The sequence below is a fragment of the Methanobrevibacter sp. V74 genome (assembly GCF_963082495.1).
In the GTDB taxonomy this organism is placed as follows: domain Archaea; phylum Methanobacteriota; class Methanobacteria; order Methanobacteriales; family Methanobacteriaceae; genus Methanocatella.
The window spans coordinates 268,662-294,657 of record NZ_CAUJAN010000004.1 but is presented as its reverse complement, the minus strand read 5'-3'; the positions used below and the strand labels follow the sequence as shown (position 1 = coordinate 294,657).

The 25,996-nt window shown below is 34.0% G+C and carries 24 protein-coding genes and 1 tRNA gene; 15 read left to right on the top strand and 10 right to left on the bottom strand.

Features of this window, described 5'->3' with window-relative positions:
- Window positions 1–21: 21 nt before the first annotated feature.
- Both Q9969_RS08595 and Q9969_RS08590 read right to left on the bottom strand, forming a co-directional pair.
- Entirely contained in the window at window positions 22–936 is a 915-nt protein-coding gene (locus tag Q9969_RS08595; protein ID WP_305515369.1) for a carbohydrate kinase family protein, read from the bottom strand.
- A gap of 1,128 nt (window positions 937–2,064) precedes the next feature.
- On the bottom strand, window positions 2,065–2,946 hold the full coding sequence (locus tag Q9969_RS08590) for a LysR family transcriptional regulator (RefSeq protein ID WP_305515371.1): 882 nt from the start codon (window positions 2,944–2,946) through the stop codon (window positions 2,065–2,067).
- Between the two features lie 57 nt (window positions 2,947–3,003).
- On the opposite strand from Q9969_RS08590, the gene hxlB reads away from it, so the two are divergent.
- Complete coding sequence (gene hxlB / locus Q9969_RS08585) at window positions 3,004–3,594, top strand: 6-phospho-3-hexuloisomerase (protein ID WP_305515705.1); 591 nt, start codon at window positions 3,004–3,006, stop codon at window positions 3,592–3,594.
- Here hxlB and fdhD read toward each other — a convergent pair.
- Window positions 3,586–4,332, bottom strand: coding sequence for a formate dehydrogenase accessory sulfurtransferase FdhD (fdhD, locus tag Q9969_RS08580; protein WP_305515373.1), 747 nt, complete (start codon window positions 4,330–4,332; stop codon window positions 3,586–3,588). The genes hxlB and fdhD overlap by 9 nt on opposite strands.
- A 551-nt stretch (window positions 4,333–4,883) precedes the next feature.
- Between fdhD and Q9969_RS08575 the strand changes: the two genes are divergently transcribed.
- The 3 genes from Q9969_RS08575 to Q9969_RS08565 all read left to right on the top strand — a co-directional run bounded on the left by Q9969_RS08575 (window position 4,884) and on the right by Q9969_RS08565 (window position 9,158).
- On the top strand, window positions 4,884–5,690 hold the full coding sequence (locus Q9969_RS08575; RefSeq protein WP_305556370.1) for a formate/nitrite transporter family protein: 807 nt from the start codon (window positions 4,884–4,886) through the stop codon (window positions 5,688–5,690).
- A 79-nt stretch (window positions 5,691–5,769) separates the two neighbouring features.
- Window positions 5,770–7,935 carry a formate dehydrogenase subunit alpha gene (fdhF, locus tag Q9969_RS08570; RefSeq protein ID WP_305515377.1) on the top strand — a complete coding sequence of 722 codons (2,166 nt, stop codon included), beginning with the start codon at window positions 5,770–5,772 and terminating at the stop codon, window positions 7,933–7,935.
- A gap of 17 nt (window positions 7,936–7,952) precedes the next feature.
- Window positions 7,953–9,158, top strand: coding sequence for a Coenzyme F420 hydrogenase/dehydrogenase, beta subunit C-terminal domain (locus tag Q9969_RS08565; protein WP_305556356.1), 1,206 nt, complete (start codon window positions 7,953–7,955; stop codon window positions 9,156–9,158).
- Between the two features lie 83 nt (window positions 9,159–9,241).
- Here Q9969_RS08565 and moaA read toward each other — a convergent pair whose 3' ends face one another.
- Together moaA and mobB are read right to left on the bottom strand one after the other, a co-directional pair.
- Window positions 9,242–10,171, bottom strand: coding sequence for a GTP 3',8-cyclase MoaA (gene moaA, locus Q9969_RS08560; protein WP_305556353.1), 930 nt, complete (start codon window positions 10,169–10,171; stop codon window positions 9,242–9,244).
- Window position 10,172: 1 nt separating this feature from the next.
- On the bottom strand, window positions 10,173–11,210 hold the full coding sequence (gene mobB, locus Q9969_RS08555; RefSeq protein WP_305515312.1) for a molybdopterin-guanine dinucleotide biosynthesis protein B: 1,038 nt from the start codon (window positions 11,208–11,210) through the stop codon (window positions 10,173–10,175).
- 418 nt (window positions 11,211–11,628) lie between these two features.
- Between mobB and Q9969_RS08550 the strand changes: the two genes are divergently transcribed.
- The 9 genes from Q9969_RS08550 to Q9969_RS08510 all read left to right on the top strand — a co-directional run bounded on the left by Q9969_RS08550 (window position 11,629) and on the right by Q9969_RS08510 (window position 18,683).
- Window positions 11,629–12,087 (top strand): 4Fe-4S binding protein, encoded by a 459-nt coding sequence (locus tag Q9969_RS08550; RefSeq protein WP_305515310.1) that lies wholly within the window; start codon window positions 11,629–11,631, stop codon window positions 12,085–12,087.
- Window positions 12,080–13,177 (top strand): tungsten-dependent formylmethanofuran dehydrogenase subunit FwdF, encoded by a 1,098-nt coding sequence (gene fwdF / locus Q9969_RS08545; protein WP_305515308.1) that lies wholly within the window; start codon window positions 12,080–12,082, stop codon window positions 13,175–13,177. The genes Q9969_RS08550 and fwdF overlap by 8 nt, the downstream gene beginning before the upstream one ends.
- Window positions 13,178–13,185: 8 nt before the next feature.
- On the top strand, window positions 13,186–13,416 hold the full coding sequence (locus tag Q9969_RS08540) for a 4Fe-4S binding protein (RefSeq protein WP_305515306.1): 231 nt from the start codon (window positions 13,186–13,188) through the stop codon (window positions 13,414–13,416).
- Between the two features lie 12 nt (window positions 13,417–13,428).
- On the top strand, window positions 13,429–13,998 hold the full coding sequence (locus Q9969_RS08535) for a molybdopterin dinucleotide binding domain-containing protein (protein WP_305515304.1): 570 nt from the start codon (window positions 13,429–13,431) through the stop codon (window positions 13,996–13,998).
- The gene (locus tag Q9969_RS08530) at window positions 13,988–15,364 is read left to right on the top strand and encodes a formylmethanofuran dehydrogenase subunit B (RefSeq protein WP_305515302.1); all 1,377 of its coding nucleotides are present in this window, start codon (window positions 13,988–13,990) and stop codon (window positions 15,362–15,364) included. The genes Q9969_RS08535 and Q9969_RS08530 overlap by 11 nt, the downstream gene beginning before the upstream one ends.
- 7 nt (window positions 15,365–15,371) lie before the next feature.
- Entirely contained in the window at window positions 15,372–17,090 is a 1,719-nt protein-coding gene (locus Q9969_RS08525; protein WP_305556852.1) for a formylmethanofuran dehydrogenase subunit A, read from the top strand.
- Between the two features lie 2 nt (window positions 17,091–17,092).
- Entirely contained in the window at window positions 17,093–17,968 is an 876-nt protein-coding gene (locus Q9969_RS08520; protein WP_305515300.1) for a formylmethanofuran dehydrogenase subunit C, read from the top strand.
- 40 nt (window positions 17,969–18,008) lie between these two features.
- Complete coding sequence (locus Q9969_RS08515; RefSeq protein ID WP_305515299.1) at window positions 18,009–18,299, top strand: DUF2097 domain-containing protein; 291 nt, start codon at window positions 18,009–18,011, stop codon at window positions 18,297–18,299.
- Between the two features lie 93 nt (window positions 18,300–18,392).
- Complete coding sequence (locus tag Q9969_RS08510; RefSeq protein WP_305515297.1) at window positions 18,393–18,683, top strand: DUF2097 domain-containing protein; 291 nt, start codon at window positions 18,393–18,395, stop codon at window positions 18,681–18,683.
- Here the strand turns inward: Q9969_RS08510 and Q9969_RS08505 are convergent, their stop codons facing one another.
- The 5 genes from Q9969_RS08505 to Q9969_RS08485 all read right to left on the bottom strand — a co-directional run bounded on the left by Q9969_RS08505 (window position 18,684) and on the right by Q9969_RS08485 (window position 24,103).
- Complete coding sequence (locus Q9969_RS08505) at window positions 18,684–20,366, bottom strand: DUF128 domain-containing protein (RefSeq protein WP_305515295.1); 1,683 nt, start codon at window positions 20,364–20,366, stop codon at window positions 18,684–18,686.
- A gap of 31 nt (window positions 20,367–20,397) precedes the next feature.
- Window positions 20,398–21,753, bottom strand: coding sequence for a type I glutamate--ammonia ligase (glnA, locus tag Q9969_RS08500; RefSeq protein ID WP_305515293.1), 1,356 nt, complete (start codon window positions 21,751–21,753; stop codon window positions 20,398–20,400).
- A 222-nt stretch (window positions 21,754–21,975) separates the two neighbouring features.
- A complete protein-coding gene (locus tag Q9969_RS08495; protein ID WP_305556350.1) occupies window positions 21,976–22,710 on the bottom strand; it encodes a HesA/MoeB/ThiF family protein in 735 nt (244 codons plus the stop codon).
- A 9-nt stretch (window positions 22,711–22,719) separates the two neighbouring features.
- Complete coding sequence (locus tag Q9969_RS08490) at window positions 22,720–23,886, bottom strand: aldo/keto reductase (protein ID WP_305556344.1); 1,167 nt, start codon at window positions 23,884–23,886, stop codon at window positions 22,720–22,722.
- A gap of 107 nt (window positions 23,887–23,993) precedes the next feature.
- Window positions 23,994–24,103: transfer RNA gene (locus tag Q9969_RS08485), tRNA-Met, on the bottom strand.
- A 118-nt stretch (window positions 24,104–24,221) separates the two neighbouring features.
- On the opposite strand from Q9969_RS08485, the gene Q9969_RS08480 reads away from it, so the two are divergent.
- Together Q9969_RS08480 and Q9969_RS08475 are read left to right on the top strand one after the other, a co-directional pair.
- Window positions 24,222–24,443 carry a hypothetical protein gene (locus tag Q9969_RS08480; protein ID WP_305556332.1) on the top strand — a complete coding sequence of 74 codons (222 nt, stop codon included), beginning with the start codon at window positions 24,222–24,224 and terminating at the stop codon, window positions 24,441–24,443.
- A gap of 157 nt (window positions 24,444–24,600) precedes the next feature.
- Window positions 24,601–25,794, top strand: a complete 1,194-nt coding sequence (locus tag Q9969_RS08475; RefSeq protein ID WP_305556328.1) for an ATP-binding protein — start codon at window positions 24,601–24,603, stop codon at window positions 25,792–25,794.
- The last annotated feature ends 202 nt before the right edge of the window (window positions 25,795–25,996 follow it).

The following is a 25,996-nucleotide window of genomic DNA, read 5'->3' as shown; positions in this document are numbered from 1 at the left end:
ATAATTGAAAAAATAAAAGAATTAATAAAATTCATTCATTCTTTCAAATGCTTCATCAAAAGTAGGCATATTGGTTTGACAACCTTGATGTTCAACGATAAATGATGAAACTGATGATGCAAATTTAGCAGATTCTTCAAGTGATTCTCCATTTAAGAATCTTGATAAAAATCCGGCTCTGTAGGAATCTCCAGCACCTGTTGGGTCAACTGCATCTCTTTTAACAGCATCGATAATAATTTTTTCCTCGTTTGAATAAATTTCACTACCGATATCGCCGCAAGTTTTAACGATTATTTTAGGTCCAAGAGCTCTAAGGCCGTCTAAATCAACTTCAAGTGCATCAAGGATTCTTTCAATTTCATGATGATTTCCAAATAGTATTGTCGTATTTTTAATAACGTCACATAGTTTTTTAGTATCATACATTCCAAGATCCTGACCGGGATCAAATGAAACAAGCAAATCTTCATCCTTGGCTTCTTGTGAACATTTCCAATTAAAATTAGGATCACCGGTAGCTAAATGAACTGCTTCAGCATTTTTAATAGCTGCTGCCGGTACTTTGCTTTCTGCAAATTCACGTGCTGCACCCCAGTAGAAATAACTGATCTGGTCATCATTATCGTCAGTTAAGACAAATGCTGTAGGTGTTGCTTCGCCAGGAACTATAATTAATGAATCAGTATCGACACCTAAATTTTGCATATGTTCATAATATTCGTTTTTTTTGAAATCCCCACCGACAGCTGAAACAAGGGAGGTTTTCAATCCTAACTTCGCTCCAACACAAGCCACATTTGCAGCCGCCCCACCATTAAAAGTTTCCATATTGGTTATGGGAGCTGAAAAATTAGCTTTTGGAAATTTAGGCACTCTTATAATATAATCATGAGCAGAGTGGCCAACCGCTACTAAATCTCTGTTTTTAACCATAATATCGCCTTTTTATTTTTTCAATATAATATTGTGTTTCATCATTATTTAATGCTTTTGAAAGTGCATATGGTCGTTTATATGCAATTTCATAAACTGTAAAAATGAGTGATGTTACTTAATATGTATAATTATCTAATATTCATTTTTTCCAAGGGCATTTGAAAAGTATTAGTGCGACAAGTTAGGGTCTATTTCCCATTTAAATCAGTGAAATTTTATTTCAATCACAGTTATGACGGGATTTTCCCTATTGAAACTTATAATTGAGTGATTGATTATGAGGTTGCATGATATTATGCCTAAATAAATATAAAGCATTCATCATGTTTATGGCTAGGGAAAGAATGAAAAAGGTTAACGACAGTGAACAATTGCAAGCTTCGTAAACCAAACCAATAGGCAGAATGCAATGTTAAATTTAATTTAACTACTATTGAATGTAAATTCATAGAAATAATCAGTTAGTACATGATTATTTAGTCATAATCTTATAGTAATTGTCGGAGTAAAGATTGAACCTTAATTCATTCGCTTCTGAAGTAGATCAACTTGGTAAGCCTCACAAGGTCTCACAACTATTTGTGAGTAAGTGGATTGTGAATGAAACCTAATTCCTTAGGAGGTAGAGGATATCAGAGAAAGCAAAAGCCATTAACAGTCGAAAGACAATAGGAAATTGTGGGAATAATAACTATAATGGATACCGCGCCTTTGTGTGTGGCATGGATAATATGTCAGACTTCTGATTGGCGGAAAACGTGAATATAAAACGAAATGAAGTAATTTATTCAAAGGATTAGTGATAAGATGAGATATGCTCAAAACGATAATGTTTATGGGTCCACAGCACAATACGCTACGGATTGGTCTAGTAATTGGTACAAGGTCGGGAAGTATGTAGATAAGTTACAGAAACGGATACATCATGCCGAAAGCATATGAGATTCAAGAAAAGTTCGAGAGTTACAAAGAATATTGGTGAGAAATTCACCATATGGCAGAAGTAAATAGGACTATTTTATGAATCGATGAATTATTATAATTGAACTTTTGGATTAAGTTCTGCTTGAGCCGTGTGTTCGGCTAACGGACACGCACGGTTCTTAAGAGAGTGCGGATGAGCAATCATCCAATCCTAACTCCCATAGGTGTGAAACCTTGTTTGGCAATATCTTTTTGGGCATCATTAATTAAAAATCTAACAAAATCATCAACATCAGTTTTATCTTCGCTGACCTTAACAACGCTGATTACATGTTGGGTATCATACTTTAAAAGTTCATTTCCTTTAAAATAACTTGCATTTAAAAATGTATATAAATTTTTGGAATTTCTTACCATTTTAAAGGCATCAAATTGAGAGCTGACACTTTCTTTTATGTTATATTTAATATCATAATGTTTTAAACTGTTCCAGGCAAGTCTTTGAGCAGATCCGTTAACATTGACAAAATCCAATCCCTCCAAATCAGATATGCTTTCGATATTTTTTGATTGGGGATTTGCAACCAAAACAAGATAGTCATAAGCTATTGGCATAAAGTTGATGTCTCGCTCATAGGCGATTAATGGGTCATCCAACGTTAGGATATCAACGGCACCTCTTTTTGCAAGTTCAAAAGCATCTTCATCAGAGCTACTGTAAATATTGATGTCAAAAGGTGTTTCGATACTTTCTAGAAGTCCGGTACTAATGTGCCCTCCTGCAATGTTAATGTTAGATGGCTTTTCAATTTGAATGAGATATTTTTTAAATTCTTCAAGTAAACTCAACCCTTCCGATGTTAATATGGTGCCGTTTCCAACCTTTCTGGTAATTTCAACACCTAACTTATCTTCAGCTTTGAGTAATCTCCTATTAAATACTGTATGGGATATATTTAATTCTTTAGCAGATTTTCTTTGGGATTTAGTTCGAGAAAGTGAGTCTAGGCTTTGGTATAATTTATAATCGTAAACATTGCCATTTATCTCTAAACTAATTAAGCCTTTACTTTCGAATTTCATTAATTATATATAAAATTGTAACTATAATTAATATTATTGATTTATGAGTTGGATAAAATGGAAATAATGAAAACCTCTATTGAAGCTATATTGAATAATATAAAAACTGCGGAAGAATTTTTAGATGACAAGTCTATTGAAAAATTTGAAGAAATCATCGTAAACTCAAAAAATATATTTGTCACTGGAGCTGGAAGGTCAGGTCTTGCTGCAAAAGCATTTGCAATGAGATTGATGCACCTTGGGTTAAGTGCATATGTAGTTGGTGAAACTATCTCTCCTGCCATTTATGAAGATGATTGTATTGTTGCTATTTCAGGTTCTGGTGAAACTAATACTATAGTTTCCGCTGTTAAAATTGCTAAAAATAGAGGTTCTAAAGTTTTAGCTTTAACGTCTTATCCTGATTCCACTTTAGGTCAATTAGCAGATACATTTATTCTTGTTAAGGGAAGAACAAAAAAAGAAGTTGATGATGAGAATTATATTAAACGTCAAATTCATGGTAATTATACTTCTTTAACCCCTTTAGGAACTGCATTCGAGCTAACCACTTTAGTATTCTTGGATGCTATCGTCTCCGAGTTGATGGAAAAGATGCATCAAACTGAAAGTGACCTAAAAGCAAGACACACTGTATTAGAATAAAATCCTATTTTGGTTATTGTATATATTACAACGTTGGTCTCTTAAAAAGCCGACTAAAGTAATATTTCCTTTTTTTGCAATATTATATCCTGAATTGGCTGGAGCTGCATTCGATGCAAGTATTGGAATTCCAGCTCTTGTCATTTTAATGACCATGTCTGCAGGCATTCTTCCACTGTAAATTACATATGAATTTTTCAAATCAAAGTCATTTAATATTCCATGACCTATTACTTTGTCAACTGCAACATGGCGGCTCACATCTTCTTTTACTATAAATTGATCTTTATAGACAATTCCCGCTACATGTGTTCCCCCTGTGGCCTGCCAAATTTCCGCGTTATCTTTTAGCTCTTCAATTCTTGATATTAATTCATGAACATCAACCTGAAAATCAGATTCAACTGCTTTTACTTCATCAATTTTGCTTCTCCATCCTCCTGCCGAGTCTGAACAAAGGACAGTTTCGTTTGTTTTAAGCAATGTGTCATCTATTTCAACATTAATTTGCGGTCCGTCTATTTCAATTTTTTTAATATCTTCCAGATCCCTAACCATGTTTTCATTAAATAAATATCCAACTGCAAATTCTTTCAGAGAATCTTCTATTGCAGAGAGGCTGCGTGAAATATTTCTGTTGATTGTTAGTGTGATTGTTTCATCCTTTACAACTTTTTCTTTTGTGTTTTTTACAACACCTTTTTTGAAATTTATTGCATCAACTTCTTCAATTTTCATTGTATCACCATTAAATTATAATTATTGATTATCGTATATGTATTATTTTGTCAATGCCTTAATTTGCTATATGCAATTGTTTTTTGTTAAACGCCTCATAATTTTTTGGCATACCTAAATTTTAATCATTACTTTTTCTTTTTAAAATTTTCATTAATTTCATGTATTTTTCAGCAATTTTAAGCAAAATCAGTCGAATTAAAGCTTATTTCATATGGTTACTTTTATTGAGTGATTAAGCAATAAGCAATTTTATGTAGTTTTTTTATAAAATAAGTATTATTAATCTGTTGTAAAGTATATTATCATTAATTATGGAGTAGCATATTAAAAAAATAGAATTTTCATGTGTGCATATAATCCATCATGATTTATCATTATATTAAATTTTAGATGGATATAGTATTTAAATATTTCTTTTACATTCGAATAATAAATCCTTTTTATATAAAAAATCTAAATATACTACTATAATACTGATTGAACTAAATTGTGGGTTTCATTAAGTATTATAAAATTTAATATAAAGGGAATAAAAAGAGGTTGATATAATGAGTTCATCTTTTAAAAGTCCAGTAGATGTTGCGAAAGCAATTTCCGCAACCGCTGGTTCTAAAAACTCTGCAAATGTGGTTAATGTAATATTGCTCTCATTTTTAGCAGGAGCTTATATTGCATTTGGTGGTTTATTAGCTGTAGTGGCAAGCGCAGGCATGTTAAAAGCAGGCGCACCGATTGGTTTGGAAAAATTCGTATTTGGTGCAGTGTTCCCTGTAGGATTAATTATCGTAGTTCTTGCAGGATCTGAATTATTCACTGGGAACATACTGTTCATGTCTATTGGTGTTTTGGATGGTACTGCATCTATTGGAGGTCTTGCTAAAAACTGGGTACTTAGTTGGGTTTTCAACTTTATTGGTGCATTATTTGTAGCATATGTTTTAACTGTAATGGGAGGAATCACTCCTACTGATACTGCTGCACCAGCATATGCGATTTCTGCAAAAGCGATTGCTGTAGCAGAAGCTAAAGTTACCATGCCATTTTCAGTAGTGGTTATTAAAGGTATTGGTTGTAACTGGCTTGTATGTTTGGCTGTATGGTTAGCTAATGCATCTGACGATATCATTGGTAAAATTGTAGGTATTTGGTTCCCAATCATGGCATTTGTATGTATTGGATTTGAGCACAGTGTTGCAAACATGTTTTTCATACCATTAGGTATGTTTTTAGGTGCTGAAGGTGTAAACTGGGGAACTATCCTTATTAATAACTTAATTCCAGTAACTATCGGTAACATTATCGGTGGTGCAGTATTTGTAGCATGTATTTACTGGTACACTTTCTTAAAAGAATAAGCTAGTAAACTTAATTTAAGGAGCTTTTTAAAAGCTTCTTATTAAATTATTTCATAAAAAATATTTTGGAGATTATAAAATGGTTGAGATTAAATATGTACCAACTATCTGTCCATACTGCGGTACAGGTTGTGGACTTAACTTCGTTGTAAAGGATGGTAAGATTGTTGGTGTAGAACCTTTAAAAAGACACCCTGTAAATGAGGGTAAAGTATGTCCAAAAGGAAACTTTGGATACCAATTTATTAATAGGGAAGACAGATTAACTACTCCATTAATAAAAGAAAATGGTGAATTTAGAGAAGCTTCTTGGGATGAAGCATTGGATTTAGTTGCTAAAAAGCTCAAAGAAGTGTCTGATGAAGATCCTAATAAAGTAGGATTCTATGCATGTGCTCGTTCACCAAACGAGAATATTTATATTACTCAAAAATTAGCAAGAGTAGCTTGTGGTACTCAAAATGTAGATCATTGTGCACGTATTTGTCACGGACCTACTGTTGCAGGTTTAGCTAACACTTTTGGATCAGGGGCTATGACTAATGGATTCGACAGTATTAAAGAGGCTGACTACATTTTCTGTATTGGTTCAAACAACATGGAAGCACACCCATTATTTGGACGTAAATTGATTCAAGCTAAACAAAATGGTGCTAAGTTAGTTGTATTGGATCCAAGATTCACTCCTACTGCAAAAATAGCAGATGAATATGTTCAATTCGAAACAGGTACTGATGTTGCATTAATGAATGCCATGATTAAAGTCATAATTGACAATGACTTGCAAGATGATGAGTTTATCGCTAACAGGACAAAAGGTTTCGAAGAAATGAAAGAAACAGTGCAAAAATACACTTTAGACATGGCTTCTGAAATCACTGGAATCAAACCTGAAGTAATTGAGCACTTGGCTATTGAATATGCATCTGCTGACAAAGCAGCTATTGTATACTCATTAGGTATCACTGAACACTCTCATGGTGCAGATAATGTTATGTCTACTGCAAACCTTGCAATGTTGACTGGTAACATTGGTAAGCAAGGTACTGGTGTAAATCCATTAAGAGGACAAAACAATGTACAAGGTGCTTGTGATATGGGGGCATTACCTTCTGATTATGTAGGCTACAGAAAAGTTAAAGATCCAGAAACTACAGCATGGTTCAATGAATACTACAGCGGGGAAGGTTATGAAGTAAACTTGCCATCCACTCCTGGTTTAACATTGGTAGAAATGATGAACGCTGCTCATGCTGGTGATTTAAAAGTGTTATACATCCATGGAGAAGACCCAGTTCTTTCTGATGCAGATATTGCTCATACTAAAGAAGCTCTTGCAAACTTGGAAATGTTAATTGTACAGGAATGTTTCTTAACTGATACTGCACAATGTGCTGATGTTGTACTTCCTGCAGCTGGATGGGGTGAACAGGAAGGAACCTTTACTAGTGGTGAGAGAAGAGTACAATGTTTACACAAAGCTCAGGAACCTCCTGAAGGCGCATGGTTAGATTGGAAAATCATGGAAGAAGTTGCAGTTAGAATGGGTGTACCAAGATCCTTATTCCACTACGAAACTTCTGAAGATATCTTCAACGAAATCAGAGAATGTGCTCCTATCATGGCAGGTATGAACCGTGAAAGATTAGATACTCCTGAAGCACTCCACTGGCCTTGTCCTTCTGAAGATGACCCATGTCAACCATTAATGCACAAAGAAAAATTCGCACACCCTGACGGTTTAGGAATTTTCCAAGCATTAGAACACGTAGGTCCTGTTGAAACCGTAGATGAAGAATATCCATTATTATTGACTACTACAAGAGTATTGTTCCACTACCACGCAGCAATGACCAGAAGATGTGAAACCTTATCTAATGAGGTTAAAACTGGATTCATCGAAATCAACACTAAAGATGCTGAAGCAAGAGGAATTTTAAACAACGAAGTGGTAAGAGCATTCTCCAGAAGAGGGGAAATTGCTATTCCTGCACGTGTAACTGATGATATCAGAGAAGGAATTGTAAATATTCCTATGCACTTTGCAGAATGCGCTGCTAATGTATTAACCAATTCCGATTCTTTCGACCCTAAATCTAAAATGGTTGAATTAAAGGCTTGTGCTATTCAAGTTGAAAAATTCGATGAAAAATTCGAAATTAAAAACGAGCTTTACAAAGAAGGTACAGATACCACTACTAAAGCTGAAAATATATCAACTACCACTGTGCAAGTAGGTAAATAATTGGGGAGTAGATTTAAATGAGCGCAAAAATGAATGATATGTACTACGCATACTCTGCTATTGAAGATATCAAACAAAAAGGGGAGTACGGTGGAGTTGTAACCACTATCATGAAATATTTATTGGAAGAAGGCATTGTTGATGGTATTGTAGCGGTTACTGAAGGGCACGATCTCTATGATGGTGTACCTACCCTTATTACTGATCCTGCTGAAGTTATTAAAACTGCGGGTTCAATTCACTGCGGTACTTTAAACATTGCTAAATTCGTATCTAAATATTTGGATGGTGCAAGGGACATGAAACTTGCAGTTGCATGTAAACCTTGTGATGCAATGACCATTCGCGAATTAATGAAAAAAGGCAAAATCATCGAAGACAACATAATCATGATTGGTGTTAACTGTGGTGGAACTATGTCACCTGTTCCAACAATGAACATGATTAGGGATGTTTATGAACTCGATCCAAAAGATGTTATCAAAGAAGAAATTTCCAAAGGTAAACTTATTATGGAAACCGCTGATGGTGAAAAAGGAATTGCAATCGGTGATTTAGAAGAACAAGGTATGGGAAGAAGAGAAAACTGTCAAAGATGTAATCTTAAAATTCCATCCAACGCTGACTTAGCTTTAGGTAACTGGGGAGTTATTGGACCGTTAGTTGGAAAAGCTACTTTTGTAGAAGTCTTTTCCGATAAAGGTGCAGATGTATTAGGTAAAGTTATTGATGCTGGTTTAATTACCACTGAAGAACCACTTGAAAAAGGTATCAAAATCAGAGAAAACATCAACAATTTCATGCTTAAAGAATCCTTAGAGAAAAAAGAAGTTGATTACGCAGGTACTACTGGAGATATTATTGATGTATTTTATCAATATGAAGATGAGTTCTCTAAATGTATGAAATGTTATGGTTGTCGTGAAGCATGTCCATTATGTTACTGTGACGACTGTTGTCTTGAAACTGAAGGTCCTGAATGGGTGCCTGGTGGATATACTCCTGCTGCTCCATTTTTCCACTTAACACGTTTGGTACACATGGTTGATGCATGTACTAACTGCGGTCAATGTTCTGAAGTTTGCCCATGTGAAATTCCAGTTGCTAAAGTATGGAGTACTGTAAACAACAAAGTTAAAGACATCTACGGATATGTCTCAGGTATGGGTAGTGATGACCCACTTCCATTTACCGATCATGTATCCAAAGCTAAATGGTTATAAGGATTTTCCCTTATTACCTTTATTTTTTTTTTTTTTACCAATACTCAAATAACTGTGTTATAATTTTTTTTAAAAAAATATAATTATAAATTAAAGGGTTCACGTTGATTAATTCCTTTAATGAAAATTTCTTCTATTTGTTCTTCACTTTCACCATTTCTAACATGTGAAATAAGCTCAACAAGATTATCATTTCTAAGCAAGCATGGTTTGATTTTACCGTCTGGAGTTATTCTTAATCTAGAGCATTTTGAACAGAATTTGGCATTATCAACAGGTTTAACTACCTCAATTTCGCCCCCGTTAATGTAATACTTTTTACGTCCTTGCATAAATTTACGTTCATACATATCATCAGCTATATCCGCTATCTCATTTTCAATGCTGTCCAAATTATAGTGATATTCTTTGCTGAATTTGTCTTCATCACAGTTTTCACTTTCAATCAATTCAATAAGTTGAAGAACAATATTGTTTTTTTTACAGAATTTAAACATTTCTTTGATTTCATTTTGGTTAATGTCTTTCATAATAACCATATTGATTTTAACAGGATACAATCCAACTTCAACGGCTTTTAAAATTCCTTTTTTAGCATCTTCAAGGTAATCTTTTTTAGTAATAAACTCGTATGTATCTTTGTCTAGTGTATCAAGGCTGACATTAACACGATCAAGACCTGCCTCTTTTAAATCTTCAGCATATCTCTCTAAAAGTATGCCGTTTGTTGTCATTGATATGTCTTCAAAGTCAAGACTAGCTATTTTTTCAACGATTCTCACAATATCTTTTTTAAGTAATGGTTCACCGCCTGAAAGTCTGATTTTGCGAACACCGATTTTTTTAGCGACTTTGCAAATTGTGTATAACTCATCAGCAGTCATTTCATCTCTTGAGCGAACCATTCCATCATGATGGCAATATAAACAATTCACATTGCACCTGTTTGTTATTGTGATTCTTAGTGAAATAATGGGTCTTTCATATTTGTCTAAAACTACATTTTCAAGCATTTTAAATCTCTTCCACTTTGATTTTTATTTTATTGATTTTTGAATCTATTTTTAGACTATTAACAATTGCATAAATGGTTTCCTTTAGAATGCCTTGAGTAAAATCATTTATTTTAACATCATGGTTATTGGTTTTAAGAATTATATTGGCATCAATCAAATCTTCTGTAATGTTGGATATTTCAATATCGATAAGTTTAGCTTCCTCTTTGGTTTTAATTGATTTTATCATTCCTTTTATGGAATTTGCAACAATATTTTCACTAAATCCATTGATTTCAAGTATTTCATCATTTATGTAAATGGCGCATTTAGCTTCAATTGGATTTTGCGGAGTATTGTCATTTGGAATAAGTATTTCTATTTTTCCAACATCCCTTACTCCAAAGTCCTTGAGATTTAATGTATTTATGACTCCGATAACTTCTTGTTTTAGATAATCACTTACAAATCTATTAAGGCCAATTACATGACCATCTATTGATAAGTAGCTGTGGATTTTATCTAAATCATCAACACTTAAATTTCCTTGACGAATTTCATTTGCAATTGCTTTTCCATTATTAAATCCACAGTTATTTAGAAATAATGTATCAATTATATCATGACTTCTTTCTTCAATAATATTGCATAATTCACTCACGCCATCTGCATCAATTGTAAATGAATCTATTTCTTTTATGGTATATTCGTCTCTGACATCTGGGGAGGTTATTATTTTTGGATAGTTGTAATCTTTAAATCCTTCAATGATTACAAAGTCAAAGTCATCAAAATGTTTTAGCAGGTATAATATTCTATTTAAGTCATGCTCTTTTTTTGAGTTAAAAAAAGTTGTTGATCCAACACCGACTACTAAATTGGCTCCGGCTTGTTTATGTTTCCATGTATCGGTATTTTCTTTATCCATTTCTATTGAATGGTGTGAATGTTTGATAGAGCATACATTGTATCCTCTTTTTGTCATTTCTTCTATAACTTTTACAGTTAATGAAGTTTTACCGGTATTTTTTTTACCAACTATAGATACTATTTTCATATTCAACTCCCCTTAATCCATTATTATGTTGTTTGTATTAATTAAAAATTTCTAATGTCATTTATGTGTAGTTACTACACATTTAGGTAAAACTAAAAATTAGTGGCGATTTTCCTTGAATTTGTAATACTTTTTCGTTAATTTTGTATTAATTATTTTGTGTAATTTCACTAGTTTTTTAAAAATTTAAAGATTATAATTTGTTTAAGATAGCTATAAACTTTAAATTATCTTATTTAGTAGGATTTACGTATAATTAACTTTTATTTTATGAAATAATTTAATTAAATTAATTTTAAAAATTTTAAATGTGTAGTTTTCCCACAGTAATATTTAATTATTTCGGCTTAAATCTAGTAGGCAACTATATTTATATAAGAAAACATATGTGTTATCATTACACATTGGTGGTTTTCAAATGCCCAAACATATTGCATCTGGTCTTAAATATTTGGCTGCGGTCAAGTTGAAGGATGCTGGTGAAAGTCATCAAGCGATTGCTGATGAGTTAGGTGTTGATAGATCTACCATATCACATTACTTGAATGGTAGGAACTTATCTTGGAACTCTATTGATGTTGCAAGAACAATAACCGAATTATGTCCACGTGATTTCTTGAATATGACCGAGGCAATATTTGACGAACCAGAACAGAGTCGAAAAATTGTGAATATTTGCAGAGAAAGAAATTTCGAAGTAATTATAGATGATTCTTGTATTGGTTGCGGTTTATGTGTAAATGCATGTTCAATGAAAGCTATTCAATTAGAATCATTGAAAGCACATGCAGACTCCATACAATGTTGTGGTTGTACGCTATGTAGCGACGAATGCCCAACTGATTCTATAAAAATTTTGGAGATTGAGTATGATTAGAAATTTAAAAGAGGTTAAAGACAACAACTTTGACATCACAAGATCAGCAGAAGAAGTTAGAAACTTATCTTTCAATGATCATGTTTGTTTAGGATGTGGAATTTGTGAATTTACTTGTCCTGTTGAAGCAATTACATTAAATCCAATTGCTATCGACGCACGTAACAGAATTTCCAACGATATCTATTTCAGTGGTCACGACAAGATTGCTCAAAACTTCCGTGAGGATTTCGATGTTCAAAGAATAAGCATTGACGAAAGTAAATGTGTATTATGTGGTATGTGTAGTGGTTTATGTCCTGTTGACGCTTTAGTATTAACTATTGATGGCGTACCAATTAAAGAAATTGATGCATATCCTCATTACAACGCTTTCTCAAAAATTGATGATGACGAATGTATTTACTGTAAAAGATGTGAAATTGCATGTCCTCGTGATGCTATTGTCATTGATAGAGTTTTACCAAGCCGTGCAGATTTAGTGACAGGTGAAATCGAAGTTGATGATGATGAATGTATTTATTGTGGGGTATGTGAAGAATTATGTCCTGCAGAAGCAATTGTCGTTGATAAAGAAACTGGTAAAGAGTCCATTGTTATAGACAAAGATAAATGTGTATACTGTTTAGTATGTAAAAAATCTTGTCCTACTAACGCTATTAAAGCTGTTTGCAGATCCTGTAGTTATGGAGAATATGATTTAGATCCTTCTAAAGCTGTTGTTAAAGGAAACTCTGTCATTGACTCAGAACTTTGTGTATTCTGTGGTTGGTGTGAAGGAGTATGTCCTACCGATGCAGCAAAACATAAAAAACCATTCCAAGGTTCTATTGAAGTTGATCAAGAAAAATGTCAAGCTTGTGGAGCTTGTGTCGATATTTGTTCTTGTAATGCATTAGCATTCCCCACATCTTCTGGTCCTGGTTCTAGATTAGATCATATCATTGCATATGATGAATATTGTGTAAGATGTAAAGCATGTGCAAATGCATGTCCTAACGGAGCGATTACTGTAAAAAGAACTGAAATTGACCACACACCTATTGGCTCAACTACTTGGAAAGAAGCTTTAGATGCAATTAAGGACTAGGTGATTCGATGGAACTTAAAGTTAATCAAGATAATTGTTTAGGATGTGGAATTTGTGTAATTTCATGTCCTGTTAACGCTGCTATCAGTCCGGAAAATGCTGGTGGTAATGGTGCTAAGACTGAAGAAGTTATTATGATGGTAGAAAACGGATTTATTAAACTTTTCAGTAAAGATAAATGTGAATTGTGTGGGACATGTCAAATGTTTTGCCCAGTAAATGCCATATGGTTAGAATAGGGGGATTAATTTATGTATTATGCTAATACTTATTTAGAAAAACCTGTAGTGCCTGATGTAAAAATTACTGGTGAAGGAACTACCGATGTTTTAAAATGTATGTTAAACACCGGTTCTGACATTTACCAAGGCGCTTGTAAAAAAAGAGGTTCTACTTTAAAAGAGGAATACAAAAATGCTTCTGGTACTTGTTATATGGATCCTAGAGATATGGCAAAATTAGGTGTAAACAACTGGGATACTGTACTTGTAAAAACTGATTTTGGGGAAGTAGTAGTAAACTGTGCAGTATCAAGAGATGCACCTCACGAAGGAACTGTATTCATTTGTAAAGGACCATGGGCTAACACTATTGTAAGTCACGATACTTACTGTTGTTCTGACCCTACTTATAAAGGAATCAAATGTACTGTTGAAAAAACAGACAGAAAAGTATTACTCATGGCTGATTTAATGAGATGGGTATACAAAAAATATGTTGACGAAGAAGATGACGATGTTGTTGAAAACATGGAATCTTTAGGTGAATTACCTGTTTATCATGGACGTAAATGGAAGGAGTTGAGTGACCATGACTTATGAACCGCCTATAACTGATTATGATTACATTGTTGAAAATTGTACTTGTGCATTCTGTGGTTGTAACTGTGATGATTTAGATTATTTGATTAAAGATAATCACGTAGTTGCTGTAAGACACGCATGCAGATTAGGAGCAAGTAAAATTATGGAAGATATGGACCAAAGATTGCTTGTTCCAATGATTAGGGATGAAAATGGAGAACTTAAAGAAGTTGACTGGGATACTGCTTTAGATAAAGCTGCTGAATATATTGCTAATTCCATCAGGCCTGTATTTTACGGTTGGTCTGAAACATCTACTGAATGTATGAAAGAAGGAGTAGCATTAGGCGAATATATTGGTGCAGTATTAGATAACCAAGCTACTATCTGTCACGGACCTTCTCTCCAAGCTGTACAAAATGCAGGTTACCCTATTCAAACCTTAGGGGAAGTTCAAAACAGAGCAGATGTTGTTGCTTACTCTGGAAGTAACGCTATGAACTCTCACCCAAGGCACATGGCAAGATATGCTGTGTTCTGCAGAGGATATTTCAGACAAAGAGGAAGATTCGACAGAACCGTTGTTACCATGGATCCTAAATTCTCAGATACTGCAAAATGTTCTGACAAATGGATAGGATTTGAACAAAACGGAGATTACGGTTTCTACAATGCTATTAGAGCAGTTCTCAGAGGAAAAGAATTATACCAAGATGTAATTTCTGGAATTCCTAAAGAAGATATTTACGAATTAGCAGAAGAAATGAAAAATGCGGAATTCGGTGTTCTCTTCTTCGGTTTAGGTTTAACCCACACTTTATCAAAACAAAGAAACATTGATATTGCTATTAAAATGGTTCAGGACTTAAACAAATACAGTAAATGGGGTCTTACTCCAATGAGAGGTCACTTTAACGTAAACGGATTCAACATTTTCATGGCATTCGAATGTGGTTTTGCTTTCGGTGTTGACTACTGTAGAGGTTACCCAAGATACATGTTAGGAGAAACTAACACTATCGATTTATTAGTAAGGGAAGAACCAGATTGTTTCATGGTTATTGCAGCTGACCCAGGTGCTCATTTCCCTAATGGTGCAAACCAACACTTAGCTAACATTCCAGTTATTCAAATCGATATTCACTGGGGACCATCAACTGAATTAGCTGATGTAGTATTGCCAGGTTCATTCATCGCTGTAGAATGTGCCGGTACCAGTTATCGTATGGATGGAGTTCCTATCTACATGAAAAAAGCAATCGACAAACCAGAAACCTGTCGTGACGACGAATGGATTGTCCGTGAATTAAAAGAAAGAGTAATGAAACTCAGAGAAGAGCCAAATGTAGCTCCAAAATATGTGCCAAATCCAAACGCACTCTAAAGGTGATATAATGGAATATATTCTTAAAAACGGTATTGTCTACGACCCTGTTAATCAAATCAACGGAGAAAAAAAAGATGTCATGTTTAAAGATGGAATTATTGTAGATGATGTTTCCGCTGATGCTAAAGTCTTAGATGTTACTGATAAAATTGTCATGCCGGCAGGTATTGACCCTCACTCACATGTTGCAGGTCCTAAATTAGTAGTAGGAAGATTATACAGACCTGAAGATTCTAGAAGAGGTGTTACTCAAAAAACTAAAGTATTAAGATCAGAATCTGGTTTCTCCATCCCAAGTTGTCCTGCAACTGGTTATAGATATTCAAGATTAGGTTACGGTACTGTTGTAGAAGCAGCTATGCCTCCTCTTGAAGCAAAACACACTCACGAAGAAATTGCAACTATTCCACAATTGGACATCCCAGCCATGCCGTTATTCGGTAACAACTGGTTTGTACTGGAATATGCTAAAGACAATAATATTGAAGACTTATCTGCATTTATTTCAGCATGGTTAAAAATATCCAAAGGTTACGGAATTAAAATCGTAAATCCATGTGGAAGTGAAGCATGGGGTTGGGGTATGAACGTACATGGTTTCAACGATAAAGCACCATACTTTGATGTAACTTCTAAAGAAGTTGTTATTGCACTTGCAAAAGCAAACGAAATGTTAAACTTACCTCACTCTATACACATTCACCCTAACGACTTAGGACACCCTGGTAACGTACCAACTACTCTTGAAACTATGGATGCTGTAAAAAACATTAAAAAAGGATCAGGAGCAGCTGAAATCAGAAACCAAACTATGCATGTATGTCACTTACAATTCCACTCTTACACAGGTAACAGTTGGAAAGATGCAGCATCTGGTGCTGAAGAAATAGCTAAATATGTTAACAAAAATGATCATGTTACTTGTGACGTAGGTCAAGTAACTTTAGATGAAACTACTACTATGACTGCAGATGCTCCTATGGAATATGACTTATTCAAATTATCTGGTCTTAAATGGACTAACAAGGATATTGAATGTGAAACTGCAGCTGGTATCATTCCATGTATTTACTCAGGTAAAAACCCAGTTAACACTTTACAATGGGCTATTGGTTTAGAATTATTCTTACATATTGATGACCCATGGAAAGTATGTTTAACTACTGACCACCCTAATGCGGGACCATTTACTAGATATCCTAGAATTATCTCTTGGTTAATGAGTAATCAAAGAAGGATGGAAATGATTGAAAACAGAGAAGTTCACAAATGGGCAGAAAAAAGAACTACCCTTGCAACTCTCGACAGAGAATACGATTTCTATGATATTGCAACTATTACAAGAGCGGCTCCAGCTCAAATCTATGGATTCACTGACAGAGGAGCACTTACTCCAGGATACAGAGCAGACATTGCAGTATATGACATAAATCCTAATGAAATTGATCCATCTAGACAAGCTGCTGATATCGAAAAAGGTTTCGATGTTGCTCAATACACTATTAAAGATGGTCAAATCTTAGTAAAAGACAAAGAAATTGTTAAAGTTAAAGAAAGTCAAAACATTTGGGTTAACGTAAAAGGATGGGAACAAAAAGAACAAAAAGTCATTGACAGTATTATGCCGTTCTTTACTCAATACTACTCAGTTAAATGGGAAAACTATCCTGTACACGATCACTACGTATCCAACCCAATTAGAATAGACGTTGAAGGTAAATAGGGGTGTTTATTGTGAAAACAATTACATTTGATCAAATTAAAACTTCTTCAATCGCTTTAGAATTTGATGAATTAATTCCTGATGAAATTTATTCATGGACTGAAGCCGATTTCGCAAAATATCAAGTACCTATCGGAAACTCCAGATTCCCAATTACTGACTTCTTCAAAATAACCGTTGAAGGGGATGCAATGGGTGCTGATGATGTAGAAATGATTTTAAATGGAGATTTAAACAGAGTAAAATACATCGGTTGTAAAATGAGCGGTGGTAATATCGTATGTAACAGTAGTGTGGATTTACACGTTGGTGCAGAAATGTCCGGTGGATCTATTCTTGTTAAAGGTAATGCAGCAGCTCACGCTGGAAGAGAAATGTCCGGCGGTTATCTTGAAATCGAAGGAAATACCAAAGAATTTACTGGCGCTTCTTACATTGGTGAATGGAGAGGTATGACTGGTGGACAAATCGTTGTTGGAGGTAATGCTGGAAAACAATGTGGTGAATGTTTAACTGGTGGAAGGATTCACGTTAAAGGTAACTGTGATATCTTAGCCGGTATCCACATGACCAAAGGTATTATCGAAATTGACGGTGATGTAAACCGTTGGCCTGGTGGACAAATGAAAAACGGTAACATCATTATTCACGGATTCCTTGGAAGATTACTTGAAGGTTTTGTTCTTGACGGTGTTGTAGTTGATCCTGAAATAGAAGGAATCGCATTCCCGGGCAAATATATTAAATATACTGGAGATATTGGTCTTAATGGTAAAGGCAACCTTTACTTAGATGCCGAAGCTAACAAAGAAAAATTAGCTAGCTACGGTGAATTAGACGACGAATATACTTCAATCAGAGAATACAGGAATTTATAATTCCTTTTCTTTTCTTTTTTTTTTTAAGATAGTGGTATTTATGGTAGAAGAAATTCAAATGACTTTAGAAGAATCAATTGAATATGTTAGGAATAATGTTAAGGTGAGAGATATTTTGGAGATTTCTTATAGTCGTATTTTTGCTCCAGGTGAAGTTTTAGGGATCACGGAAGAGGATGAAATGACTGGAGAAGGTCTTAGGGTAGGCCTACAGTTAACTGGTGAAATCTTAAATCAATCTATTGAAGTTGATTTTAATGAGATCGGTGAAGATCTAATTGAAATGAGACATATCCATGACGATAAAGAACTCATTATTGAGGTTCTTTAGATTGTTCTTTTTTTATTTAAAATTTTTTTGTTCGTATAAATACAAACATTTATATGCTGAAAAACATATCTTAATATATCGGAGTTGATTATCATGAAAGAATTAGAACTTACAACAGAAGAGGCAGTTAAATACTTAAAGGAAAATGTAAAGATTCATGATAAAATAGAAATTTCATACAATAGAATTTTTGCAGAAGGAGAAATTTTAAATGTTGATTTTTCCGAATATTTTGGAGAACCAGGTTTCAGGATATTGGTACTTCTTGAAGAAAGCGATCTTGGAGCCACTGTCGAAATAGATGTGTATGAGGTTGAAGAGGATATAATTGAATTTGTTCACTATCCTAAAAATGGTGAAGAGGTGGATGTAACTGTAATTTAATTACAGTCTTTCCATTTTTTCAAATGGAAGTAATTTTTCCATAGCTTTAACTTCAATATCAATACCTTTTTCTTTTACAGCACCAATAGAGTTAAGTCCCCCACCAGTTATAACTCCAAAATTATAATTATCAACTTTTGAATTATAAACTAGCTCTCTTGGCTTTCCGATTTTATAAACTGAAAATCCGATATTATTTAAAATATTTAATAATTCCACGGTGTATTCTCTTGTAATATATGGAATTTCTTTTACACTAGCTAATATTTTATTCGGACCTGTGCTTCCTGAGATGTCTGTCATATTTTTTGATAAAAATATCTTATGGGGATCTAAGGTCGTTCCGTTATATGATATTAACTCAATGAATAATGGCGGTTCGGTTAACTCAAGCAATCCGCTATATTTTGGATTGCTCATTATTCCGTTGTTTATTAAAATTCCATCAATACTTAAACTACAGATTGTAGCTATGCCCACTTTATTAACATCATTCGGATGATTTACAAGTCTAAAATAAGGATTTATGTATTTTGGATTGTTATTGTATGTATCCTCCATAATCCTTAATGCTTCATCAATGTCATCCTTATTAACAAATGATACATTAGCTATAATCTTTCCCTTTTGTTTTTCCATGTCAAAATTAACTTGCTGGATTAAATTCCATGACTTTGAAAGTAAAAATGATATTTTAGGATGTTTTTCAACAGAAGGTGTTGCTAACTGTTTTTTGATATCTGGGGTTATTGGTTTTAGTGAATTGAATGGCGCGATATCTTCAGCTATATTTATATGGATGTCTTCACCTGATTCTTTGATTGCACAAAATGGAGTTATGCCTCCAGTTATTGTTATTCCAACCATTCCTTCGGGAACGGGCAGGCCTAACAAATCTTTTCCTTCATCAGATATTCCAATTACGCCTCCTATTCCAATTCTATCCAATTGTTTAATCACGTCTATTGTTTTTTCTTTTGCAATTCCTGGAATTAATCTGAAGTTTGCAGGTATTATTCCGCTACCTTCATGGACTAAATCAGTTACAGAGGTCAAATTAGCATTTGAAAATGCATCCAGAGGACTTATAGATGTTTTTTTGTAAGATATGATTTCTGTGAAATTTATAGGGCGATTGTCTTCAATTTTTAGAAGCCCTCCATATTGTGGTTGTGATACAATGCCATGGTTTAGAAGCACTCCGTCAATCGTTGTTCCGCAAATTGTAGTGACATCAATTTTCCCAGTTTTTTTGTCTTCATTTAAATGAACGTAAGGACTAACAGAAAGACCACTTCTGAAAATTTCTTTCATTATATTAAACGATTCTTCATTATAAAGAGTCGAGGTATTGACAACCACATTTCCCTTTTGTGTGTTATAGGAGAAGTCAGTCAAATATATCATTTCCTCAAATCTTGAGTAAATGAAGTCAACTTGATCATAAATTAATCCTTTTTCAAGCTTGGCACGACCTAAATCAGTTATTATTCTTCCAGAATAACCTTTCTTTTCAGTATATCCTTTTTCATCCAAAATTTGCATGTGATATCTGACAGCACGTTCACCTAAATCAAAACCTTTCTCTTTTAACTCATCAGCAATTAACTTAGATCCTGTAGGTTTTTCTTGTTTTGCAAGAATTCTTAAGATTTCTATCATTCGATGTTCTGATTCTGACATGAAAAGCCTCACAAAAAAATTAATATGTGGATTAGATGTCTAAATATTTTTTCTGTTCATATCCAAATACCTGAACACGGTATTCGTCCCATTCTTTATATTTCAACTCTAAGAACTTTTCACTTATGTGTGGTCCAAGTGCATTTAATATAAGCGGGTCTTCTTCAAGGGCATGGTAAGCTTCCCATAAGCTGGTTGGCAATATTTTGATTCCCCTTTCTGCAATTTCCTCTTCGCTCATGCTGTAAATGTCCTCTTCTACAGGACTTCCAGGGTCGATTTTGTTTACAATGCCGTCAATTCCTGCTTCAAGCATCACTGTAAATGCAAGGTAGGGATTACATGCAGGGTCTGGTGACCTGTATTCAATACGTGTTGCTTTTCCACGTGCTGCAGGAACTCTAATCAAAGCAGAACGATTTCTTAAACCATAAGCCATGTATACTGGAGCTTCATAACCTGGCACTAAACGTTTATATGAGTTAACAATAGGGTTTGTAATTGCGGTAATTGCTGGAGCATGTTTGAATAATCCTCCTATGAAGTGGAGCGCATCTTTTGAAAGACCGTTTTCCGAGTCAGGATTAAAGAATAAGTTTTTATCTCCTTTAAATACGGATTGGTGGCAATGCATTCCACTACCGCTTACGCCGAAGAATGGTTTGGGCATGAAGGTTACTCTATAATCCATCTGGTCAAAAGTAGCCATATTGTCTACAATAGCTTTAATAGCTTGTTTAAAGGTGATTACTGCATCAGCAGTTTTAAGCGCATCTTTAAATTTAAATGCAATTTCGTTTTGCCCCGGTGCTACTTCGTGGTGGGACGCTTCAACTTCAAAGTCTAAGTCCTCTAGGTTTAAAGTTAGCTCTCTTCTGAAATCAGTTCCCTTATCTAGAGGTTCAACATCAAAGTAACTTGCCTCATCGTATGGAGTCGGGTATCCATTTTCATCAATATCTACAATAAAAAACTCTGGTTCAGGACCGATATTGTATTGCAGACCCATATCGGCAATATGTTTAAGGGATTTTTTAAGCAATCCTCTTGGATCTCCTATAAACGGATCTCCATCAGCTGTCCATACATCACAAATAAATCTGCAGGTTGCAGATTCTTCCGGCCTCCAGGAAAGTCTTGAATAAGTGTTGATGTCTGGTTTTAAAATTAGGTCACTATCATTAATTCCAACAAATCCTTCGATAGAAGATCCGTCAAATAGCATTCCTTCGTTGAATAATCCATTCATGTCTTCGCCATTAAATGGAATAACTATAGTTTTTACTCTTCCATTAATGTCAACAAATTGTAAACGGATAAACTTAATGTTATCCTCTCTCATTTTTTCGGCTATCTTTTTAATTTTTTCTTCTGAAATGTCACTCATTATTATAGCTCCAATGTTCAATAGTCGGAAAACATCTTCCTATTAGAAGTATATTTTCCTTTTGTAGTATATAAACTTTTATATGTATTTGTATATTGGGATTTTTAGTATATTAATGTATAAGTTTTATTTTTTTTTCATAAAAATAATTCATCAAATTTTAAAAAATAATATTTTTCTGTTCAAATTCATTCATAAAATATATAAAAATTTAACTTAATGTTAAATTTCTATTAAATTAAATGAATTCAAATCTAAAAGGTCAAAGGTTAGTAGCTTCGGACTGACAGTAACTTTTCCAAGGCCGGTTATAATTTTATAAGCTTCCATGGCTTGCATGCATGAAACTAAATTTGGAGTTGGGCCAAATACTGGAGGAGTATGTGATGTCACATTTTTCAAACTTTCCATAACCTCCTCTGTTAAGTCCTTGCCACATGATGGAAGATTGAACATTTTCTCATAACTTTTAGTATTTGGAAGAAATGTTGTAACTTGGCCTTGTGTGGCTTCAACAGCACCATGAACAAAGGGAATCTTATGTTCACGGGATTTTCTAGATACAATAACTCTTGTTAGGACATTATCAAGTGCATCCATAACAATACTTGAGTTTTCAATGAGTTTATCTATGTTTGCCGGGTTTACATGCTCTGTATAATATTCAACATCGATTTCGGGGTTAATGGATTTAACTCTTTTGGCTGCGGCTTTGCTTTTTTTTTCATTTAATGTTTCTTGTGTGGACAGGACTTGCCTATTCAGGTTAGATACATCAAAAACATCCTCATCAACTAAAATGAGTTTGCCGACACCCAATCTTGCAAGCATTTCAATGGTCATTCCACCAATGCCTCCGCATCCAATAACGGCAATTGTCGAGTTTTTAAATTTTTCTTGATCTCTTTTATCTATAAGGGTCATCTGACGGGTTAACATTTCCCAATATTGTGACATATTATCTACCTAATAATGATTAAACTCTTCGCCAAAGTAATCATGTACTTTTCTAAGTTCTTCTGGAATATCCAGCATCTGTGTACAGAATGGCAGGCATTCTTCACAACCAATACAACTGTCTGCTCTTGAATCATCATCAATTAAAGAAAAATACTGCATTGCACTAGCTTTAGGATTTCCCATCATGTGTGCAATGTTATATTCGGCAAAACAGTTTATAATGTTCACACCATGAGGACAAGGCATGCAATAGCCGCAACGACTGCAGTCATTCCCAATAAACGTCCTGTAAGTTCTTGCAACTTCACGTATCAATTCCAGGTCGTTGTCTGATATTTCATCTAGTTTTGAAGCTATTTCGATATTTTCTTTAACTTGTTCAAAACTTGTCATGCCGCTTAAAACACAATCAACATCATTGCGGTTCCAGAGGTATTGGAAAGCCCATTGGATAGGAGTTCTTTCAATTTCGGCCTGATTCCACAAAGCATTTACCTCGCTTGGAATATTCTGAACCAGTCTGCCTCCTCTTAAAGGCTCCATAATCTCACTTCCAACATTGATTTGCCTTAAATAGTTAAGCCCCATTGCTCCTGACTGGTAATATTCATCTAAATAGTTCATTTGGGTTAGGCATACTTCCCATTTGGGATATTCATCAAGAATTTCAATCAGGTAATCCACTTCAATATGTGAGGAAAATCCAACATGTTTGACTTTGCCTGAACTTAAACAGTCATCTAGGAAGTCTAAAACATTTAAATCTTTAACTTTATACCATTCTGGAACTGTTAGGGAGTGAAGCAGGTAAATATCGATATAGTCAGTTTGGAGCTTTTCAAGCTGTTCATCCAGATATCTGTCGAAATCCCTGAAATCTTCCATTAACCAGGAGGGGGATTTTGTCTGAAGCAACACTTCTTCTCTTAGGGAATTTTCACTTAAAAATTCACCAACAAAGTTTTCACTTTCCCCATTATCTCCTAAATTTTCGCTGTGATAAGAATAAGCTGTATCAATTAAATTAATGCCATTTTCAATAGCGTATGAAAGCATTTTCGCCGATTCTTCTTTATAAATGTCTCCATTATTCGCTTTAGTCGGAAGTCTCATCGTTCCAAAACCGAGTCTGGATACTTCAAGGTTTGTTTTTCCAAGTGTGTTGTATAACATTTCAATCCCTTAAATGCTATTCTGTTAAAATAAATATAAAATTGTTATGTTTTTGGGAAAATTGTTATAAAAAGAAGTTAAGATGAATATATTCCTGGGATTTAGGATGCCGGGGGCGGGATTCGAACCCGCGATCTCACGGTATCCCAGGAATAAGCTAGAGCACTGCTTTATTACCCTATGAGCCGTGCGCTCTAACCGGCTGAGCCACCCCGGCATCTAACAACTATATATATTTTAATCATTACATTTAAAGTTTTTGTTTTTTGGCCGGATTTTGATAATTTTCCCGTATTTTTTTTAAAAAATCTTGGCCTATACTTTGTTCCACTAGTTTGATAGCAATTGAATTAGGATATGTGGAAGTTGTATCTGAGAAGGTAGAAGTGAATCAGGATTATGGTCCTGATTTTTGCCGACAAGAATATGATGCTCAAGCTAAAGCTGTTGCTATGGCTGAGAGAAGGTTATCATATTTTTTAATTTCACTTGTTCCTTATTTGACAGTCCGGCAGTCGTGTTTTTCGCATGTTTTCAGTTTAAAAACGCTTTTTTGAAATATTTTTTATTCAAATTGCACACATTACATTTTTTATCTTATCTAAACATATTATGCAAATTGCACAAATTATATTTTTTATTAAATTTAAACAGGTTATGCAAATTACATACATTTAATTGTGATAAAACCAAAAATATTTATCAGGTGATTATATGAATGAACTGGCATGGGGAACTAATAATGACTTAAATGATAATCAATTTTACAATAGGGTTGAAGATATTGAATTCATTTCCAATTTACTAAAAAGCAGCCGATATGGCACATCTCCCTCAATTTTACTGACAGGCCTTCGTGGTGTTGGCAAATCTGCATTAATGAAAAAAATACAGAAAAATTTTCGAGACGAAAACTATTTGATTGTTTACATTGACTTGTCCGCCTCAAACGCTTATCAAACAGACGAATTTTCAAGAGAATCCATCATAGAATTAATCTATGACCAAATCATAAATGAATGTAGGGAATCTGGAATTACAACTGTTGATAAGAAGATAGAAAAGTACATTAAAACTCATGATGTTGCTTTAAAGGAAATAGTAAATATTAAGGGGTATCCGGTGCCATTCTTATGGACTAAAAGGAATTATAAAAAATTAGCTAATTTTGTAATGGAACTGCCTCAATACTTATATGATGAATATGATGAAAATATTAATGGAATATTCCTGTTTTTCGATGAATTTCAAATTATTAAAGAACTGGGAGATGATTTAACTGATTTTCTATGGTATATGAGAAGTTTCATACAAAAACAAAACAATGTTTCTTATGTATTTTCAGGAAGTATGAGTGTTAAAGATAGTCTTATTGAAGAAATTGCAGGTAGCAACGGAGCATTTGGAGGAAGAATTCTTACAATTGAGATTAAACCGTTTTCATATGAAACAACAAAAAACTACTTAAACGATAATGCGGAATACTTGAAATTTACAAAGGATGGTTTTGACCAATTCTATAATTGCACAAAAGGAATACCATTTTATATCAACATATTTGGAAATTTGCTGCCTAGAAATGTGGATTTGGATTCAGCTTCAGTCAAAGAGAATTTCATTAAATTTTTACCGGTACTGGCTATGCATTTTTCAAATTCCTGGTTTAGATTAAGTCTTCAGGAACAAAAAATTTTAACAACACTTCTTGATGAATCATTAAATAGGTCAGGAATTGCTAAAAAGTTAAGGGTGACTAGTGGCGCGATAGGCAGATCACTAAACAGACTACAAGATAATGGATTAATCGAAATGGAGGATAACAATTATTGCATACCGAACTTTGTTTTTAAAGCATGGCTGAAAAATGAATATGAAACCAAAGGAGTATATCCATATAAAAGCATATAGTTTAAATTTCATGATAACCAATGTCTGGAAATAAAGAGTATAGTCAATTCAATTCATTTAAAAAAATATGAGCATTCTATGGGATTGTCAATTTGTTAGGTCTTCATTTCGTCTTTTTATCCAGCTATCTTTTGTGTATTAATGCACTCCATAATCCTGTTTTATAACTTCTTTTTTCATATTTGGGCATTGTATTACCATT